At 68.7% G+C, this 18139-nt stretch carries 17 protein-coding genes; 9 read left to right on the top strand and 8 right to left on the bottom strand.

From position 1 onward, the window contains the following. Positions 1-197: 197 nt before the first annotated feature. Positions 198-980, top strand: a complete 783-nt coding sequence (locus ABZ348_RS00900; protein ID WP_358927929.1) for an IclR family transcriptional regulator — start codon at positions 198-200, stop codon at positions 978-980. Positions 981-1064: 84 nt separating this feature from the next. Here the strand turns inward: ABZ348_RS00900 and ABZ348_RS00895 are convergent, their stop codons facing one another. Genes ABZ348_RS00895 through ABZ348_RS00885 form a run of 3 tightly spaced genes read right to left on the bottom strand, consistent with a single transcriptional unit; the run spans position 1065 to position 4556 of the window. After that, positions 1065-1997 carry a VOC family protein gene (locus tag ABZ348_RS00895; protein ID WP_358927927.1) on the bottom strand — a complete coding sequence of 311 codons (933 nt, stop codon included), beginning with the start codon at positions 1995-1997 and terminating at the stop codon, positions 1065-1067. Positions 1998-2057: 60 nt separating this feature from the next. Continuing rightward, positions 2058-3503: an NAD-dependent succinate-semialdehyde dehydrogenase gene (locus tag ABZ348_RS00890; protein WP_358927925.1), complete on the bottom strand. Its 1446-nt coding sequence runs from the start codon at positions 3501-3503 to the stop codon at positions 2058-2060. 36 nt (positions 3504-3539) lie between these two features. Further along, positions 3540-4556 carry a dihydrodipicolinate synthase family protein gene (locus tag ABZ348_RS00885; protein WP_358927923.1) on the bottom strand — a complete coding sequence of 339 codons (1017 nt, stop codon included), beginning with the start codon at positions 4554-4556 and terminating at the stop codon, positions 3540-3542. Between the two features lie 348 nt (positions 4557-4904). On the opposite strand from ABZ348_RS00885, the gene ABZ348_RS00880 reads away from it, so the two are divergent. The 7 genes from ABZ348_RS00880 to ABZ348_RS00850 all read left to right on the top strand — a co-directional run bounded on the left by ABZ348_RS00880 (position 4905) and on the right by ABZ348_RS00850 (position 10409). Further along, positions 4905-6248 carry a Rieske 2Fe-2S domain-containing protein gene (locus tag ABZ348_RS00880; RefSeq protein ID WP_358927922.1) on the top strand — a complete coding sequence of 448 codons (1344 nt, stop codon included), beginning with the start codon at positions 4905-4907 and terminating at the stop codon, positions 6246-6248. Next, a complete protein-coding gene (locus tag ABZ348_RS00875) occupies positions 6245-6793 on the top strand; it encodes an aromatic-ring-hydroxylating dioxygenase subunit beta (RefSeq protein ID WP_358927920.1) in 549 nt (182 codons plus the stop codon). Before ABZ348_RS00880 ends, ABZ348_RS00875 begins: the two co-directional genes overlap by 4 nt. After that, positions 6794-7090, top strand: coding sequence for a hypothetical protein (locus ABZ348_RS00870; RefSeq protein ID WP_358927918.1), 297 nt, complete (start codon positions 6794-6796; stop codon positions 7088-7090). It abuts the gene before it with no gap. Between the two features lie 41 nt (positions 7091-7131). After that, positions 7132-8118, top strand: coding sequence for an ornithine cyclodeaminase family protein (locus ABZ348_RS00865; protein ID WP_358927916.1), 987 nt, complete (start codon positions 7132-7134; stop codon positions 8116-8118). Further along, positions 8115-8903 (top strand): SDR family NAD(P)-dependent oxidoreductase, encoded by a 789-nt coding sequence (locus tag ABZ348_RS00860; RefSeq protein ID WP_358927914.1) that lies wholly within the window; start codon positions 8115-8117, stop codon positions 8901-8903. The genes ABZ348_RS00865 and ABZ348_RS00860 overlap by 4 nt, the downstream gene beginning before the upstream one ends. A gap of 79 nt (positions 8904-8982) precedes the next feature. Beyond that, positions 8983-9177 carry a ferredoxin gene (locus ABZ348_RS00855; protein ID WP_358927913.1) on the top strand — a complete coding sequence of 65 codons (195 nt, stop codon included), beginning with the start codon at positions 8983-8985 and terminating at the stop codon, positions 9175-9177. Next, complete coding sequence (locus ABZ348_RS00850; RefSeq protein ID WP_358927911.1) at positions 9177-10409, top strand: FAD/NAD(P)-binding oxidoreductase; 1233 nt, start codon at positions 9177-9179, stop codon at positions 10407-10409. The genes ABZ348_RS00855 and ABZ348_RS00850 overlap by 1 nt, the downstream gene beginning before the upstream one ends. A 135-nt stretch (positions 10410-10544) precedes the next feature. Here ABZ348_RS00850 and ABZ348_RS00845 read toward each other — a convergent pair whose 3' ends face one another. Together ABZ348_RS00845 and ABZ348_RS00840 are read right to left on the bottom strand one after the other, a co-directional pair. Then, entirely contained in the window at positions 10545-11279 is a 735-nt protein-coding gene (locus ABZ348_RS00845) for an IclR family transcriptional regulator C-terminal domain-containing protein (protein WP_358927909.1), read from the bottom strand. 245 nt (positions 11280-11524) lie between these two features. Further along, positions 11525-14350 carry a SpoIIE family protein phosphatase gene (locus ABZ348_RS00840; RefSeq protein WP_358927907.1) on the bottom strand — a complete coding sequence of 942 codons (2826 nt, stop codon included), beginning with the start codon at positions 14348-14350 and terminating at the stop codon, positions 11525-11527. Positions 14351-14486: 136 nt separating this feature from the next. On the opposite strand from ABZ348_RS00840, the gene ABZ348_RS00835 reads away from it, so the two are divergent. Further along, complete coding sequence (locus ABZ348_RS00835; protein ID WP_358927905.1) at positions 14487-15617, top strand: PP2C family protein-serine/threonine phosphatase; 1131 nt, start codon at positions 14487-14489, stop codon at positions 15615-15617. 57 nt (positions 15618-15674) lie between these two features. Here the strand turns inward: ABZ348_RS00835 and paaE are convergent, their stop codons facing one another. From paaE to paaC, 3 genes are read right to left on the bottom strand one after another with little or no spacing between them, the layout of a single operon-like run. After that, positions 15675-16793 carry a 1,2-phenylacetyl-CoA epoxidase subunit PaaE gene (gene paaE / locus ABZ348_RS00830; protein ID WP_358927903.1) on the bottom strand — a complete coding sequence of 373 codons (1119 nt, stop codon included), beginning with the start codon at positions 16791-16793 and terminating at the stop codon, positions 15675-15677. Further along, the gene (gene paaD, locus ABZ348_RS00825; RefSeq protein WP_358927901.1) at positions 16793-17308 is read right to left on the bottom strand and encodes a 1,2-phenylacetyl-CoA epoxidase subunit PaaD; all 516 of its coding nucleotides are present in this window, start codon (positions 17306-17308) and stop codon (positions 16793-16795) included. Before paaD ends, paaE begins: the two co-directional genes overlap by 1 nt. Continuing rightward, positions 17302-18129, bottom strand: a complete 828-nt coding sequence (gene paaC / locus ABZ348_RS00820; protein ID WP_358927899.1) for a 1,2-phenylacetyl-CoA epoxidase subunit PaaC — start codon at positions 18127-18129, stop codon at positions 17302-17304. Before paaC ends, paaD begins: the two co-directional genes overlap by 7 nt. Positions 18130-18139: the final 10 nt, after the last annotated feature.

Here is an 18139-nt window from a genome sequence, read left to right as displayed (position 1 = left end):
GGCGGGGACGCGCCGGTGATGGGGGAGGGATCCCTCTGAGTGATATCCGTATAGTGGATATGATGTCTTCTTTGCGGGTACGCTATCCATCCAATGTGTGGTGCGTCAACGGTTCTGAATGGGATCGCCCGAGAGGGGCCTCTTCCATCGTCGCGCCCACATAGTGGATATCTTGTCCATCTTGCTAACGTGTGCGCATGTCACAGACAAAGGAATCGACGCCGGCGCCGACCCTGCAGAGCATGGACCGGGGAATGCGCATCCTTGAGCTGCTTGCCGAACGACCCATGCGAGCAAAGGAGTTGGCCGATGCCCTGGGCTCCAAGTGGGCGACGACGCACCGCACCTTGACCTACCTCCGGGGCAGTGGGTACGTCCGGCGGGACGAGGACAGCGGACTCCACTACGTGGGCCGGCGCATGTTCTCGATCGGTGCCGCCTACCTCAACCACCATGCCCTCCTCAACAACGCCTTGCCGGCGATGCGTGCCCTGTCCGACGAGTTGGGAGGCTTCGTACAGATCGCCGAGCGCGACGGTACGTTCTCGACGGCGATAGCCAGCGTCGAGCCCAGCACACCGGCCGACTCGCTCACGGCGTACTCCATGCTGGGCCGGCGCTATCCGTTGCACACCGGCGCACGCAGCCATGTGCTCCTCGCCCACGCCGACCGGGAGGTCATCGAGGAGTACCTCGCATCACCCATGGAACCGCTCACCGCGTTCTCGATCACCGACCCGGACGAACTGCGCGAACGACTCGACGAGACACGGAAGAACGGCTTCGCGGCGACCGCGCAGGACGTGACGACATGGAGTGTTTCCGCCGCGGCTCCCGTCCGTGACCAACACGGAGAGGTCGTCGCCTCGGCCGCGCTCATCAACTACCACGAGGACGGGGAGCGCGCGGCGGCTGCTCCACGCGCGATCGTCGAGCTCGCCCGGTCGTTGTCCCACGCGTTGGGCTGGCGCCTGGACTGAGGGGCGAGCCCACTCCCGTACATGCGCGGGCTCGCTCGGCCCCGGGAACACCACCGGGGCCGAGCGAGGCAGGGGGACGCGCCGTCAGACGCGCGGCGGGGTCCACAGGACGGGGTCGTTGGTCGGCGACATCTTCGCGAGCACCAACTCGTCGAAGGCGTTGGCCGTCCCCCACTGGTCCTGCTCCTCGGGGGTCGTGCCCCACACCTTGGGCGTCCAGCCGTGCTCTTCGTCGATCTGGATCAACTCCGTCGTGTACTCCATGACGAAACCGCTCGACGGCTCCTGGAAGTACGAGTAGGTGTTGTCACCCGCGCCGTGCCGCCCCGGACCCCACAGCGGCTGCACACCGGCACGCATCAGCCGTCCGGTCCCGCGCATGAACTCGTCGATCCCGTTGAGCTCGAAGGACACATGGTTCAGGCTCGTGTGTTTCGAGTTCGCGAACGCCAGGATGTGGTGCCAGCTCCCGGTGCGCAGGAAGCAGAAGAAGTCCTGGAGCCAGTCCGAGATCTTGAAGCCCAACACCTCGCCGTACCAGGCGACCGCCCGGTTCACATCGGTGGTGTTGAAGACGACGTGGCTGATGAACTTCGGCCTCGACTCACCGCGCTCGATCGGGCGGTGGGCGCGGTCCTCGACCTCGGTCGCGAGTTCGATGGCCCTGCCGTCGCAGTCGAAGAAGGCGCAGGAGTAGCCACCGCCGAAGTCGGCGCGATCACCGGGCTCGCGGATGACCTTCGTACCACTGAGGGCGACCCGCTCGAAGAGTTGGTCCACCCCGGCTCGGTCCCGGACGTCGAACGTGGTGAGTTCGATGCCCGCGACGTCGTTCTGGCGCAGCTTGACGATGTAGTTACTGGGACATCCGGAACCGAAGTAGCTCCTGCCCTGTTCCTCCGTGACCAGGTCCAGTTGCCAGAGGTCGCGGTAGAAGCCCCGGGCGACCGGCAGGTCTTCGACCGCTATCGAGACCGATCGCACACCGGTGATCGGATGGGGGACGGGAATGGACATGTGGTTCTCGCTTTCTCGCCCAGAAGTCGGGCGGTGGGCGCCTGGAACGGCGACGGGAGGTCACCAGGAGGTGGCGACGTACTTGGACTCCATGAACTCGAGCATTCCTTCGAAACCGCCTTCACGGCCGAGACCGCTCTCCTTGACCCCGCCGAACGGCGCTGCGGGGTCGGACAGCAACCCACGGTTGACGGCGACCATGCCGGCTTCGAGTTCGCCGGCCATCCGCAGTCCGCGGCGCAGATCGGCGGTGTAGACGTAGGCCGCCAGCCCGAGATGGGTGTCATTCGCGGCCCGGACGACCTCGTCATCGGAGTCGAAGGCGACGATGCTCGCGACCGGGCCGAAGACCTCCTCACGGACGATGTCCGCCTGCGGCGGAACGTCGACCAGCACGGTCGGCGCGTAGAACGACCCCTCGCGCACGGGCCGTTCGCCGCCGGTGAGGACCCGCGCGCCTGCGGCCACCGCCGATTCCACCAGCGCGGCGACCTTGTCGACGGCACGGCCGTTGATCAGCGGCCCGCACCCGGTCGCGGGATCGGTCCCCGGGCCCATGACCAGGTCGGCGAACCGCTCGGCCAACAGGTGGGAGACCTTCTCCACCAGCGAGCGATGTACGTAGATGCGGTTGGCCGCGGTGCACGCCTGCCCCCCGTTGCGCATCTTCGCGATCATCAGACCGTCGACGACCTCATCCGGCTCGGCGTCGTCGAGCACGATGAAGGGCGCATTCCCCCCCAGCTCCATGCTGGACTTGAGTACCGTGTCGGCGGCTTCGTGCAGCAGGGCGCGCCCCACCTCGGTGGAGCCCGTGAACGACAGGGCCCGGACGCGCGGATCGTGGAGCATCGCGCGCACCACCTCACCGGAACGGCTCGTGGTGACGACGTTGATCACACCGTCCGGCACACCTGCTTCCGAGCAGATCCGTGCGATCAGATAGCTGGTGAGCGGGGTTTCCGAGGCGGGCTTCAGCACCACCGGGCAGCCGGCTGCCAGGGCCGGCGCGATCTTGCGGGTGGCCATCGCCGCGGGGAAGTTCCACGGGGTGACCAGGACGGCCACGCCGATGGGTTCGTAGGACACCATGATCCGGTTGGCCCCGCTCGGCGATGTCCCGAGCTGGCCCACCGCCCGTACTGCCTCCTCGGAGTACCAGCGGAAGAACTCCGCCGCATAGGCGGCCTCGCCCAGGGCGTCGGTGCGGGTCTTGCCGTTCTCCAACGCGATGAGCTCGGCTATCTCCTCCTGGCGTTCGGTCATCAACTCCCAGCAGCGCCGCAGGATCTCGGCCCTGCTGCGCGGACTGGTCGCCCGCCAGGCACCAAATGCCTCCGCCGCGGCGTCGACCGCGGCCAGCCCGTCACCGACGGTGGCGTCGGGGACGCTGCTCAGCAGCTTTCCGGAGGAGGGGTCGAACACGTCGATCGTGCCGCGTCGGCGATTCGGGGGCGCCGCGCCGATGATGAGATCGGAGTACGGCGAGGGGAGGTGCGTCGTCATCGGGGATCCTTCGCTGCGAAAGACGGGGGAGCGGAGTCAGGCCGGGTTGCGGCCGGCGAAGAACTCGCTGTCCGGGGTGTCCGTGACGTCGAGTCCGGCGGCCACGGCCGCGGCGCGGAGCTGCGCCATCTGCCCGTCGTTGATGCGTGACAGCGGTGCACGCATGGGGCCACCGTTGAAGCCGTTGAGCCACCCCTGGTACTTCCACAGATAGCGGTGGACCATGGCGGTCCCGGCCACCGCCTGTCCGACGGCGGCGGAGTCCGCTTCGCGCACCGGGTGGATCTTCCAGTAGATCTCCATCGCTTCGTCGAACTTCCCGTCCCGCATCAGCTGGAAGTACCGCGCGACCCACGGCCCGTACGCCTCGTAGTTCGACGTGCCCATCCACTGCATCCCGTACATCGAGTGCCACGCGGGGGAGTTGGACTCGATCGGGTCCATGACGATGACCTGGTCGCGGTACTTGTGGAAGATCTCGGCGATGCCGCCCACTCCGGGTCCGCCGACCTCGCTCTTCACGGCGACCACGTTCGGGATCTCGTCGATCATCCGACCGATCAACTGCGGTGAGAAGTGGCTCGGGTGCAGCCGGCGGAAGTTCCACAGGTGCATGGCGAAGATGATGATGCCGAGGTTCGTGCTGTCGGCCACGGCCTTCGTGTAGTCGAAGACCTCCTGTTCGGTCGCCGGGTAGAAGGTCAGCGGGTACGACAGGAGGACGTAGGTCGCACCCCGCTTCTCCGACTCCTGGATCAGCCGGATGTTGTCCTCCAGGGTGGGCAGGGCGGCATGGACGACGGTCTGTAGGTCGTCCCCGGCCTCGTCGATCGCGATCTCGGTGGTCCGGATGAGTTCCTCGAAGGTGGTGCCGCACTCCGCCACGATGAGCGTGCTGGACATGCCCATCTTCTTTTCCATGTCGACGTCGTGCCGGATCGCTCGTTCGTTGATCTTGGTCAGATCGCTGGTGAAGGTCGGCATCAGGCAGCCGCAGATGCCCGTCATGTTCTGCTTGGCCCACTCACGGGCTTCGAGACGCGAGTAACTCATGGACGGATGCTCCGTTCGATGGGGGTGGCGCACAGCTGGAGGCGCCTGGCTATCCAGATAGTGGATGTGATGACCACTTGGTGGATGTTTGCGGAGGCTAGCAATCGGGCCGGAGCGGGTCAATGGGTCGTCGTCGCCTCTTCGGGTTCGTGTGTGGGTGGCCCAAGGTCGCGCCTTCGACGGCTCTGGGGTCCGGAGGGCCTGCGGGGCAAACCGGGGCCTTTCCTCTGCATCTCCAGGCGTTGACACCCGGCATTCGCAGTTGTAGCTTCACCGCACCCACTAAGTGGATGAGGTATCCACTATGTGAATAATGCCTACGCTGCGCTGGACGACAGGAGTCTGCAGATGATCAGGGCAGAAACAACCGACACCCGTGTGAGCCGGCAGTCGTACTGGGGTGACGAGGAGTTCCAGCTGGAGATGGAGCGCATCTTCCGGCGGTGTTGGCTCTTCGTGGCACATGAGAGCGAGATCTCCGAACCCGGTGACTACGTCACACGGAACCTGGGCGGCGAGGACGTCATCGTGACCCGCGACGAGAGCGGGGAGATCCGAGCCTTCCTCAACTCGTGCACACACCGAGGAACCCAACTCTGCCGTGCCGACCTCGGCAACTCATCACACTTCCGATGCAGCTACCACGGCTGGACCTTCTCCAACTCCGGCGACCTCAAGGGAGTGCCGGAACGCAAACAGGTCTTCGACCCCGGGTTCGACAAGTCGGCCTTCGGCCTGGTGCGCGTACCCCATGTGGAGAGCTTCCACGGGCTCGTGTTCGCGAGTTGGAACCCCGAAGCACCACCCCTCATGGAGGAGTTGGGTCCGGCCGCGTGGTACCTCAAGGGAGTCCTCGACAAGGCCGGTGACCTGGTGGCGGTCGGCCCCCCGGCCCGCGCCCGGGTCCGCACCAACTGGAAACTCGGTTCGGAGAACTTCGCCGGAGACGGATACCACCTCGCGACCACCCACCAGAGCCCGATCGAACTGGGCACCTACCTCAACACCGACGCCTTCCCCCAACTGGAGGGCGTCTCGATGGCCGACATGCGGGGCCGGTGCGTCGTCGCCGGCAACGGCCACGCGTTCCGCGTGCAGCACTACGACCTGCCGGGCACCGAGCCGATGTTCTTCGGATACCCCTCCGACAAGTGGCAGGAGATGGCACAGGGACTTGAACCCGCCCAGATCGACCTGATGTCACGACTGTCGGTCTTCCACGGGAACATCTTCCCGAACCTGTCCTTCATCGATGCGGCCTCGCTCGACTCCGGTGACGACACACCCGCCGTGTCCTACGTCCAGTTCCGCGTGTGGCACCCGATCGACAGCATGCACAGCGAGCTCATGCTCTGGTCGCTCGTACCGAAGTGGTATGACGACGAGCAGCGCGCACACTCGCTCCGGGCCAATCTGCGGATGGTCGGCCTGGCCGGCATCTTCGACACCGACGACCTACAGAACTGGACGAGCGTCGCGGACATGAGCCGCGGTTCCATCGCCCGCGCCACCGACTTCGTCTACGAAGGCGGCCTGTCCGCGGCGAAGGACGAGGAGAAGGACTGGCCCGGGGACGTCTACGACATCGACCACTCCGAGACGAACCAGCGCGAGCTCTACCGCCGCTGGGCCGAGCTGATGAACGACGAATCGTTCGTCTCCACCGGAGCGGGGCGGAGGAAGACCCGATGAACACGCCTACCGACCGCGTTCCGCGGTTCCGGGCCGTGGACGCCGAGACCTCGGGTTCGCTGCGCCACTTCTACGACGTCGAAGCGCGACTGCTCGACGCCTACGACTACCCGAACTGGCTGCCTCTCCTGGAGGACGAGTTCGTCTACCGCGTCCCCGTCACCGTCACGCGCGACGATCCCTCGCTGGAGCCGAACTTCCCCGGCGCCTATCTGGTCGACGAGTCGCGTGACTCACTGGCCTCGCTGTGGGCGCGCCGCTTCGAACCCGATCACATCGACTTCGCCTGGGGCGAGGTGCCACTGCACCGCATTCGTCGGTTCGTCACCAACGTGGTCGCGCAACCCGGTGAGCGGGACGGCGAGTACGTCGTCGAGAGCAATGTGCTGATCAGTGTCGTCCACCAATCGCACCCCGCGGTCATCGCCCCCGCCGGACGACGCGATCTGGTGAGGCGCCGTCCCGACGGGTGGGGCCTGGTGCAGCGCACCACCGCCTTCGACGAGAGCACCATTCGGCTGCCCCATCTGCGGATGGTGATCTGAGTGCCGGACGACGCCCCGCGCGCCGACGCCTCCATCACCGGGGCGACCGTCGGCGAGGGCGCCGAAGACAACGTCGTCGAATCGGAGTTCACCGTGATCAACGAGTTCACGGCCGTACGGATCAGCAAGGTCAGAACCCCGAACGGACACCGCGTCGAGATCCGTTCACTACGGCTCGGGCACCGCATCCGCCTCGACCCACTCGCCCTCGAAAGCATCAGCTGGCAGACCCCCGAAGTGTTCTCCCGGTTCCTCGACCAACCCTTCGGACCCGAATCCGGCCCATCACCCCTGTGACCCCCACCGCGGCACCGCCGCGATCGAGAAAGTTGACGAACATGCTTCTTCTGACGGACGACCAGGTCCGCGCCTGCTTCCGCATGGATCAGCTCGTGGATGCGTTGCGGGACGGATACCGGGTCGAGGCCCGAGGCGGTGTGCAACTCCCCGACCGCACCAACCTGTCCGCACAACCGGGATTCTTCCGCCTCATGCCGGGGATCGTCGGCGGCGCCGGCGTGATGGGCTTCAAGGTGTTCAACGAGGTCGCCGCCGGTGGCGTCCAGTATCTGATCGGCCTCTACGACGAGGCATCCGGTGAACTGCTGGCCCAACTCGACGGTGCCTATCTCACCGCCGCCCGGACGGGCGCCGCAACGGGCGTGGCGGCGGGACTGCTCGGCCCGAGCGGGCCGGTCGAGGTGGGACTCATCGGCTCCGGTCTGGAGGCCGAGACCAATCTCGAAGGCGTCTGCGCCGCCGCCGATGTCACCAGGGTCTCCGTGTTCAGCCCCAACGCGGAGCGGCGCAAGCGGTTCGCGGAACGCATGGCCGAACGGCTCGGCATCGACGTCGTCCCGGTGGACGCGCCCGAGGACGCCGCATCGGCCGCCGTGGTGGTCGTGGCGACGAACACCGGTATCGGCACCGGGCGGGTGGCCCTGCGGGGCGAATGGCTCAACCCCGGGGCGACGGTCCTGTCCATCGGCTCCACCATGCCGGCCCTGCGCGAACTCGACGTGGACGTGATCGCCCGCGCATCCGTCGTGGTCAGTGACGCCCCCGACCAGGCACGTGGCGAATCTGGAGACCTGATCGCCGCGGACGAGGCCGATGCACTGGGCGGCAAGCTGAGGTCGCTCGCGGAGCTGGCCGCAGCCGATGGCGCACGTCGGGAGAACCCCTCCGACATCGCGGTCTACAAGTCCGTCGGGACCGCGCTCCAGGACCTCGTCGCCGCCCGTGTGGTGTACGCGAGTGCTCTCGCCACCGGCGTCGGAACCACGTTCGACCTGTTGCACATCAAAAAGCCGGCCGGATCATGAGCACCTCCGCCGGCCTCCGCACGGCGCTGGTCACCGGAGCGGCCAGCGGCATCGGAGCGGCAACCGCGCACGCACTCGCCCGCGCCGGCTACCAGGTGGTGGCCGTGGACCTCTCCGATCGCGGTGCACAGGAGACCGCCCGCAGCATCCGGTCCTCGGGCGCCACGGCCATGGCGCAGTGCGTGGACGTCACGGACGAAGCCGCCGTCGCCGACGCGGTCCACACGGCAGAGCGCGACATGGGACCCCTGGACGTGGTGGTTCACGCGGCCGGCATCTTCGACCAGAACCAGACCTTCGCCGAACTCGCCTCATCAACATGGGAGTTGGTGCTCCGCGTGAATGTGCAGGGGACCGCCAACGTGCTGCGCGCCTCGCTGCCCACCATGGTCGAGCGGCGTCGGGGCAGTGTCATCACCGTGGCCTCGTCGGCCGGGCTCGTCCCGCGCGGCGGTGGCGCCGCATACATCGCCTCCAAACACGCGGTGGTGGGTCTGACCCAGAAGGTGGCCGCCGAAGTCGCCGCCCACGGAGTCCGCGTCAACGCGGTCGCCCCAGGCTGGATCCCCACGAGGCTCTTCGAGACCAGCGCCTCCGCGCTGCGCGCCGACGCCCGCTCCGCCGACGTTCCCGACGAACCATCACCGGTCCAAGGAGCGATTCCCCTGCAGCGACCCGGCACGGTCGACGAGGTCGCCGATGGGATCGTCTTCCTCGCCGACGACCGCTCCCGCTACATCACCGGCACCGTCCTACCGATCGACGGCGGCTATCTCCTGGGCTGACCAGGCCGTCCCCGCCGCCACCGGTGGCCCGGCGCATCCGACGGTGCACCGGCGTATTCGAAAGTTCAGAGGTACTGCCATGAAAGTGATCGCCCATCTCGACAAGTGCCGCGGATACGGCAGCTGCATGTTGGAGGCGCCCGCCGTGTTCGACCTGGACGAGGACGAGAACCGGGTCATCGTGCTCGACGACGAACCGGGCGACGAACTGCGCGCCAAGACCGAGCGTGCGGTGCGGTCCTGCCCGGCGCGAGCCCTCCAGGTGACCGGCTGATGGCCCCGCCCGAGCATGTGACGATCGTCGGCGCCTCCCTCGGCGGAATGTCCCTCGCCCAGGAGCTGCGCCGGCTCGGCTACGGCGGAAGGGTGACGGTCGTCGGTGCGGAGAAGGCCCGCGCACACTACGACCGCACCCAACTCTCCAAGGACCTGCTCACCGGTCGCGCCGAACCCGATTCGCTGTATCTGATGACCGAGGACGAGGTCGCCGACCTCTCGATCGACCTGCGGACGGGACGGCGTGCCACCGGGCTGCACATCGCAACCGACGGGAAGACCGTGACCGTTGACGACGGATCGTCCGTCGCAGCCGACGTGGTCGTGATCGCCACCGGTTCCTCCGCCCGCCGGCCGCCGTTCCCCGCGGATCTGCGCGGCGTTCACGTCCTGCGCACCATGGAGGACGCACTCGCGGTCCGCGCCGAACTGCCCAAAGCGACGAAGGTCGTGGTACTGGGCGCGGGATTCATCGGCTGTGAGGTCGCTGCCAGCGCCCGGGCCCTCGGCCGCGATGTCACCGTCGTCGATCTCCAGCCCGTACCGATGTTCACTGCCCTGGGGCCCGTCGTCGGGGACCACTTCGCCCGACTGCACCGGGCCCGAGGCACCGTGCTCGAACTCGGCACGGGTGTGGCGGGACTGGTGGGCGACGGCGACGGCCATGTCGTCGGAGTCGGACTGGCCGACGGTCGTGTGCTCGAAGCGGATCTGGTGGTCATCGGGTTCGGCGGAGTCCCCGAGACGCAGTGGCTGTTGGGTTCGGGCGTCGCAGTGGACCACGGTGTGGTCTGCGATGACGCGGGCCGCACATCCGTCGCGGGTGTCCTGGCCCTCGGGGACGCGGCCACCTGGCACTCCCCCCGGCACGGTCGCCACATGCGGTCGGAGCACTGGAACCACGTCAGCCTGCAGGCGACCGTCGTTGCGGAGAACATCGTCGCCGGTGCGGTGGCCGCCGACGGCGAACCCGTGTCCCGTCTCGACGCACTGCCGTCCTTCTGGACCGACCAGTTCGACATGCGGATGCAGTTGGTGGGGGCGCCGCACCCCGGGGACAGTGTGGACATCGTCGCCGGCGCACCAGGGGAGTCCGGGCTGGTCGCCGTCTACAGCCGGGAGGGACGGGCCACTGCCGCCGCGGCCGTCGACACGCCTCGCGCCCTGGTCCGCCATCAGGGGCTCGTCGCCGAGGGTGCCCCCTGGCCCCGCAGGGACACCGACCACTGATCGTGCAGCCCGCACAGACCGTTCGCGGCGTACAGGCGGAAGGACCGCCCGTACGCCGCGAACGGCATGTCGAGTCCTCCCTGAACAGGCGCCGCAGGGTCATGCCGCCCGGAGCATCCCCTGGCGGAGCGCCCCCTAGCGGGGCGCCACCTTCCCCCGCCAGCCGAGGAGCTGGGACAGGGACGTGGCCAGACCCAGCACGACCTCCCGGACCTCCACGGGGTCATGACCGTCCCTGCGCCCGTTCACCACGGACGCAGACGCCACGACCACACCCTCGGCATTGCGCACCGGAGCGGCAGTCGCCGTGGTCGCCGTTGTGATGTCCTGGTCCGTCGCCACCACTCCCGAGGCCCGCGTCTCCTCCAGCAGGGTGTGCAGCGCGGCGCCGTCGCCGATGGCGGTCTCATCCTCCACGGAGGTGAAATGACCGATGTAGGCATCACTGAACTCGGCCGGGGCGAACGCCAGGAGGACCAATCCCCGAGCACCGGAGTGCAGGGGGTACGGGCGATAGGTGTTGGCGTAGGAGAGGCTGGGCACCGGATTGCGCGGTTCGACGCTCGCGATCGCAATGGACGCGTACGCGTCACGCTCGGCGATCTGGACGAATCCCCCCACACGATCGGCGGCGTTGCGCATCAGCGGCTCACCCGTGTGGAAGAGGGGATGCTCGCTCAGATACGACGACCCGATCGCGAACAGTCGACGACCGACATAGTGCAGGCCCGTCGCCTCGTCCCGTCGCACGAATCCGTGATCGCGGAGGTACGCAAGCGTGCGATGGGCCGTGGCCCACTTCGAGGAGGTGCGTTCGGCGAGCTCGGTTGCCCGCATCGGCTTCTCGGCGAGGTATTCGAGCATCTGCATGGCCCGGTGCATACTCTGCATCGAACTGGATGTGGATGCGCGAGCGGTATCGCCACTTTCGAACATCGAAAAAATCTACCACGCCGGGTGTTGCGGCTGATCATCCGATTCTGCGTTCCGGCAGGCGCCTTCCCTCGGCACCCGACTGCCCTTCCGGGCCCGTCTCGCCAGGCCATCGGCGAGCCAGCTGCTGCTCCCCTCGTCCGGACAGAAAGCCGGCCGGTGCCACGATGCGGCTCCACTCATCAGAAACGGGGTACGAAGTGCGAGCTTCCCTCCGATCCGGGCAGCTCCTGTTCAGTCCAGATGCACTTTCCGTGCCCGGTGTTGCGGATGCCCCACCGCCCGGACAGCGCGGCGACCAACTGGAGGCCCCGGCCGCCCTCGTCCGTGTCCGCAGCGCGGCGGATGTGCGGCATGGTCAGGCTGTCGTCGTACACCTCGCACACCAAGGTGGAGCTGTGGAGCATCCGCAGCCGCGGCGCGCCCTTGGCGTGGCGCAGGACATTGCCCACCAGCTCACTCGCCAGGAGCTCCGTGGTCATGATCAGCTCGTCCAGATCCCAGGCGGACAACTGCTCCCGAACGTGCTCGCGCGCCTCGCCGGCCGCCTGGAGATCCTCGGGGAGGTCCCAGGAGGCCATCTGCTCGGCATCGAATGCGTGGAGACGGGTGACGAGCAGCGCAGCATCGTCATCGGTGGCCCCCTGTTCGGGCGGCAACAGCCCGGCCGTCAGACCATCGCAGAGGCGCTCCAACTGCCCCGTGTCGGCGTTCTCCAGGAACTCGCTGAGGGCAGCTATCCCCGTGTCGATATCGCGTTGTGCCGACTCGACCAAGCCGTCGGTGTACAGCACCAGAAGGCTCTCATCGGGCAATGTCAGCGCGATCGTTTCGAAGGGCGGATCCGCCGCGCCCAGTGGCGGGTTCGGAGCGCCGCCCAGCAAGGAGACGGTGCCGTCGGGATGCACCACGGCCGGTGGCGGGTGGCCTGCGCTGGTGATGGAGCACAGCCGGGTGGTCGGGTCGTACAGGGCGCACAGGCAGGTGGCGTACGACTCCTCTCCCAGACCGCCGACGATGTCGTTGAGGTGGGCCATGATCTCGTCGGACGGCAGTTCGAGGTCAGCGAGGGTCCGCACGGCGGTGCGCAGCCGTCCCATGGTGGCCGCCTCGGACAGCCCGTGGCCCATCACATCACCGATCACGAGGGCGACCCTGCCTGCCGATAGCGGAATCACGTCGTACCAGTCCCCACCGACCTCCATGCCGTGTCCGGCCGGCAGATAGCGTGCAGCGGTGGTGCAGGCGGGCAGGTCGGGAAGCTCACGGGGAAGCAGGCTGCGCTGGAGTTCCCGGGCCCGCATGTGCTCGGCGTCGTAGAGACGGGCCCGCTCCAGCGCCTGAGCGACGAAGCCGCTGATCGCCGTCAGCAGTGTGCGCTCCTCGCCGGTCAATCGTCTCGGGTGGTCGAAGCTGATCACACAGGTGCCGAACGTGCGCCCGGAGGCGGTCAGCGGCAGGTACGCCCACGCCTCTCCGTCCGGATCGGGGCCCTCGGCCAGATCGGGGTAGAGGCCCACGAGCTCGTCCGTCGACGAGAGGAAGACGGGAGCGTCCAGGAGGACCGGGTCCGTGAAGGGTGCTCCGGGCGAGACGGGCCGGCCGTCCATCCGTTCCAGGAACTCCCGGCTGTGCCCGACCGCACCGATGGTGTGCACCCGGTCGTTTTCGATGATCTGGACGATCAGTCCGGTGGCGCCGAACGGCGGCAGCACCCGACGTGCCACCGCATCCACCACATCGCGCGAGGTGGTGGCCCTGGCCAGAGCCGTCGTCAGTTCCGTGATCCTGGTGGCACGCTCGGCCGCTGCCTTTCCGGCCGCCTGCTGCCGGGCGTCGCGCTGCCGCTTCTCGCTCACGTCGGTGAGGTAGCAGGTCATGCCGTCGGGCCCCGGAACCAACCTCAGGTGGTACCAGTGGCCGGTGTCGGGGAACTGGATGTCGAAGCCCGTCGCCGAGGCGGTGCGAGCAGCATCCCGGCAGTGCGCTTCCAGTTCCGGGGTGTGGCGTACGGAGGGCAGGTCCCAGAGGACGCTGCCGACCAACTCCTGCTCGGACGAACCGAGCGTGCGTTCGGCCTCGCGGTTGGCGAAGACGATCCGCCAGTCGTCGTCCACCGCGAAGAACCCGTCACTCATGTGCCGGAGGGCGCGGCTCAGCGCGTCCCGAGCGGAGCGGGACTCCGTGCTGTCCCACGCCGTTCCGACCAGCCGCAGCGGCTCGCCCTCGCCGTCGAGCACCACCTTGGCCCGTGACTGCGTCCAGCCGTAGGAGCCGTCGGGGCGCCGTGCCCGGTACTCGACCTCGTAGACACCCTGATTCCGGATCGTCTTCTCCAGCGTCGCCAGTGTCCACGGAAGATCGTCCGGATGGACGGTGCGGAGCCAGTGCTCCACCAGCGCCGGACCGTCCCTCGCCTCGATTCCGAACAGGGCCAACGCGGCTTCGTCCATCGCCAGTTCATGGGTTCCGATGTCCCATTCCCACGCACCGATCCGGACTTCGCCCAGTGCCTCCTGTAGCCGACTGCCGTTCCCTTCCGCCGGAGGGGGCCGCTTGGGCGGTGGGGCTCCGTCCCTCCGTTCCTCCGCCCAGGCGGCCACGCCCCGTAGGAAGTCCCACTGCTCCGGAGCCGGCTTGCGGCCGTCGCCCAGCAGCACGGTGAGGGCGCCGACCGCACGTTCCCCACTGAAGATCGGTGCCGCGGCCATGCCGGTCTCGGGCCACGGTCCGACGGGTTCGGCCGGCATCCACACAGCGCTGCGCAGCCGGACCGCGCGGGCGGGAGCGGTGTCACGGTCGGGGTCGACCATGTCCCAGAGCCGGGTGAGCGAAGGAGTTAGTCCGGCTGCCGAGACCAGTCGCAGCGCGGTCATATGGCCGCGCAGATGCACGGCTCCGCCCCAGCCGCCAAGCTCCGCAACCGCATGCTGGACGGCCAGCTGTAGCGCCTCACTCTCCGTGACGTCCTCTTCGACGGTGGCGAGCAGGGCCAGCCGCGCGCTCATAGGTCAACTGTACGTTTCCTTGCTGTGTATCTCCTTGATCCCGGCGAGGCCGCCCCCGACGCGGGCGGTGTGCGGTCCCGACGAGGACCGTGGCCCTGGTGGCCCGTGGCGCAGTCCCGGTGGGACGCATGGCCAAATGGCGTACGTTCCTGTTAGCGCCGCAGCGGCCCAGGGCAGGCAGCGACATGTGACGGGGTTCGCCAGGTTGATCCGACTGCTGCCCGTGCTGCTGATCGTGGCGGGCGCTGCGTACGCCTTCCTCACACCTCGGCAATTCACGGCCGTACCCCTGCTCGCCGCCGCTCCGCTGGTCGCGGCGCCCTTCTCCTCCTTCGCCGGCACGCTGCTGACCGCGCTGACGGCCATTGCCGTCGTGACCGCCGAACACATCCAGGGCGGCACGCTGACCGAGCCCCAGTCGTACACGGAGCAGCTGACGCTCGTCATGGTCTCCACTCTGGCCCTGGTGATTAACGGGGTGATTCGTCGCGGAGGGGTGAAGCTGGCCTCGGCCCGGGAAATCGCCGAAGCCGCGCAGCGCGCGGTCCTGCCGATGCCGGCGCGCCGCTTCGACGGCCTACGGGTCGCGGCACGCTACGAGGCGGCTGCGACGGACGCCCTGATCGGCGGCGACTTCTTCGCCGTGCAGACGACACCGTACGGAGTGCGGGCCGTGGTCGGTGATGTGCGCGGGAAAGGGCTCGAAGCCGTGGGCGCTGTGGCCGTGACGGTCGGGGCGTTCCGAGAGGCGGTCGAGCGGGAGGCCGAGTTGGCGACCGTCGCCGAATGGTTGGACAGCGCACTGACCCGGGAACGGGAGAGACGCGGCGGGGAGGAGGCCGACGAGCTGTTCGCCACTGCCGTCCTCGCGGAGGTTCCGGCTGCCGGCGGGCTGGTGCGGCTGGTCAACTGCGGCCACCCCGCACCGCTTCTCGTCGACCCCGACCGGGGGACACGGCTGCTGGAACCCGACCGGGCAGCGCTCCCGTTGGGCATGGCGTCGCTGGGTACCGCCCCGCCACGGCCCCAGGAGTACGCCTTCCCTCCGGATGCCACCCTGCTCCTCTTCACGGACGGGTTGACGGAGGCCCGCGATGCCCACGGGGTCTTCTACGAGACGGTTGCCGCACTCCGGGGCGCACCCTTCGCCGGCCCCGCCGAACTGCTGGAACTCGTGGTCGCCGACGTCATGCGACATACGGGCGGGTCCGTCGCCGACGACATGGCGCTGGTCGCCCTCACGGCCGATGCCGGCGAGGTGCTGTGACCCTCAGCGCCTGCGGCACGGACGGCGGTCGTCCGATCGACGCCGCGGCGGGACCGGTCAGGAGTCGAAGTCCACGGTCAGGGACTCCGAGACCGGATAGGACTGGCAGGTCAGGACATAGCCGGCGTCGACCTCGGCGGGTTCGAGGGCGTAGTTGCGGCGCATGTCGGCCGTGCCGTCGGTCACCAGGGCGCGACAGGTGCCGCAGACCCCGCCCTTGCAGGCGAAGGGCAGGTCGGGTCGGGTCTGCTGCGCACCGTCGAGGATGCTCCTGCCCTGTGGGAGCGGCGAGGTGGTGGAGCGGCCGTCGAGGGTGATGGTGACCTGGCTGACGGGTCCCGCAGCGACGGCGTCCTCGTGGTGCGTCTGCCGTATGGGCTCGTCATCGGCGTAGAAGAGTTCCTGGTGGACACGGTCGTCCGGGACCTTGCGACCGGCCAGGACCTGCTGGGCGTCGCGGACCATGCCGTGCGGGCCGCAGAGCCACCAGTGGTCGGCGGATTCGATGTCCACCAGCGAGCCGATGAGCGCCGACAGCCGGTCGGCGTCGAGACGCCCGGAGAGCACCTCGGCCTCGCGGGGTTCCCGGGAGAGGACGTGCGCGAGGTGGAACCGGCCGGGGTACAGGTCCTTCACATCGGCCAGTTCATCGGCGAACATCACCGTTCCCGTGCGTCGGTTGCCGTAGAAGAGGGTCACGGTCGAACGCGAGTCCGCGGCCAGGACCGATTCGGCGATGGAGAGCATCGGCGTGATGCCCGAACCCGCCGCGATCAGTACATGGTTGCCGGGGGTGGTGAGGTCGGGGGTGAAGGCGCCGGTGGGAGCCATCACCTCGACGGTGTCGCCGGGGCGCACCTCGTGGACCAACCAGGACGAGAACAGTCCGCCCGGCACCACCCGGACGCCGATGCGCGGCGCCGCGCCGACGGCCGAACAGATGGAGTACGAACGGCGTTCGTCCCGGCCGTTGATCTCGCGCCGAAGGGTCAGGGACTGGCCGGGGGCGAAGGCGAACTCCCGGGCCAGTCCGTCCGGTATGTGGAAGCCGACCGTGGCCGCGTCCTCGCACAGCGGTTGGACGGTGGCGACGCGCAGGGGGTGGAAGACCGGACGGCGGCGGGGGGTCCGCCGGGGCGCGGTGGCGGTGTCGGCCGGATGCAACAGGTCCTCCATCAGATCTCCTTGACGTACTCGAACGGCTCGCCGCAGGTGCGACAGCGCCACAGCGCCTTGCAGGCGGTCGCGGCGAACCGTGAGGTCTCCTCGGTGTCCGCCGATGCGCACAGGGGGCACGGCACACTGCGCCGCAGGGGCGTCAGCACCAGCGGCACCGGGCCCGCCGGGTGCCGGGGTGCGGCGCCGGGCGGGGCGATGCCGTGTTCGGCGAGCTTGCGGCGGCCCGCCGGGGTGATCCAGTCGGTGGTCCAGGGCGGCGAGAGGAGGGTGCGGATCTCCACGCGCTCGTATCCCGCGCCGCGCAGTCGGGCCGCCACGTCCGCGCGCATCTCGGCGATGGCCGGACAGCCCGAATAGGTCGGGGTCAGGCTCGCCACGACCGTGCCGTCCGCGGTCACCTCCACAGCGCGCAGCACACCGAGGTCCGCCAGCGTCAGCATGGGCAACTCGGGGTCGGGCACCTGCTCGGCGATCCGTCGGGCGTGCTGGGCCACCGACCGTACGGTCACCATGTCGCGTCCGGATGGGCGCGGGCCACGCTCTGCAACTCGACCAACAGCGGGGCGAGGTGTTCGGTGTGGTCACCGTCCCGTCCCGCACCCGGCAACGGTCGGCCGCCCGGCAGGGGCACCCCGGCCTCCTCGGTCACCTGGCGCAGCACGTCGACGACCTCGTCCCGTGCGTCGTGCGCCGCGAACAACTCGTCGAGGTGCGGGGCCGTCTCCTCCAGAGCGGCGAGCAGTCGGCGCTGTGACTCCTCGGTGCCGTCGCCCAGCCGCACCACCCACTGGGCCGCGTACTGACGGTGATAGGTGAGTTCCTGCACGCCCTTCGCCGCGATCGCCGACAGGACGGGGTCCGGGTGGGCGGCGAGCGTCTGGAAGTGGGCGAGCCGCCAACTGGAGAGCACCAGCAGCCGGGTGACGGAGAACGCGAAGTCCCCGCAGGGGAGTTCGACCAGCCGGACGTTGCGGAAGTCCCGCGCGTCCCGGAAGTAGGCGTACGCGTCCTCGCCGCGCCCGCTGCCGTCGACCTGGCCGGCGCGTGCGTAGAGCAGCCGGGCCTGACCGAGCAGGTCGAGCCCGATGTTGGCCAGTGCCACCTCCTCCTCCAACTCGGGCGCACGGGTGGTCCACTCGGCCAATCGCTGGGCGCAGATCAGCGCGTCGTCCCCGAGGGCGATGCACTCGGCGGCCAGCCGCCCGGTGTCCACGCCCGCCGGCACGGCCGTGTCCACACCGTGCAGGGGGTCCTCGAAACCGGTGCCGTACGCCCAACGGGCCGAGTCCTCGTGCTCCTCTGCGAGGGCGAGGTACACATGGTCGTCGCTCATGCCCTGCTCC

It is taken from the genome of Streptomyces sp. NPDC005963 (genome assembly GCF_040638655.1).
Classification (GTDB): Bacteria; Actinomycetota; Actinomycetes; order Streptomycetales; family Streptomycetaceae; genus Streptomyces.
The sequence above is the reverse complement of the archived record's forward strand: the minus strand, read 5'-3'. Positions and strand labels throughout refer to the sequence as shown.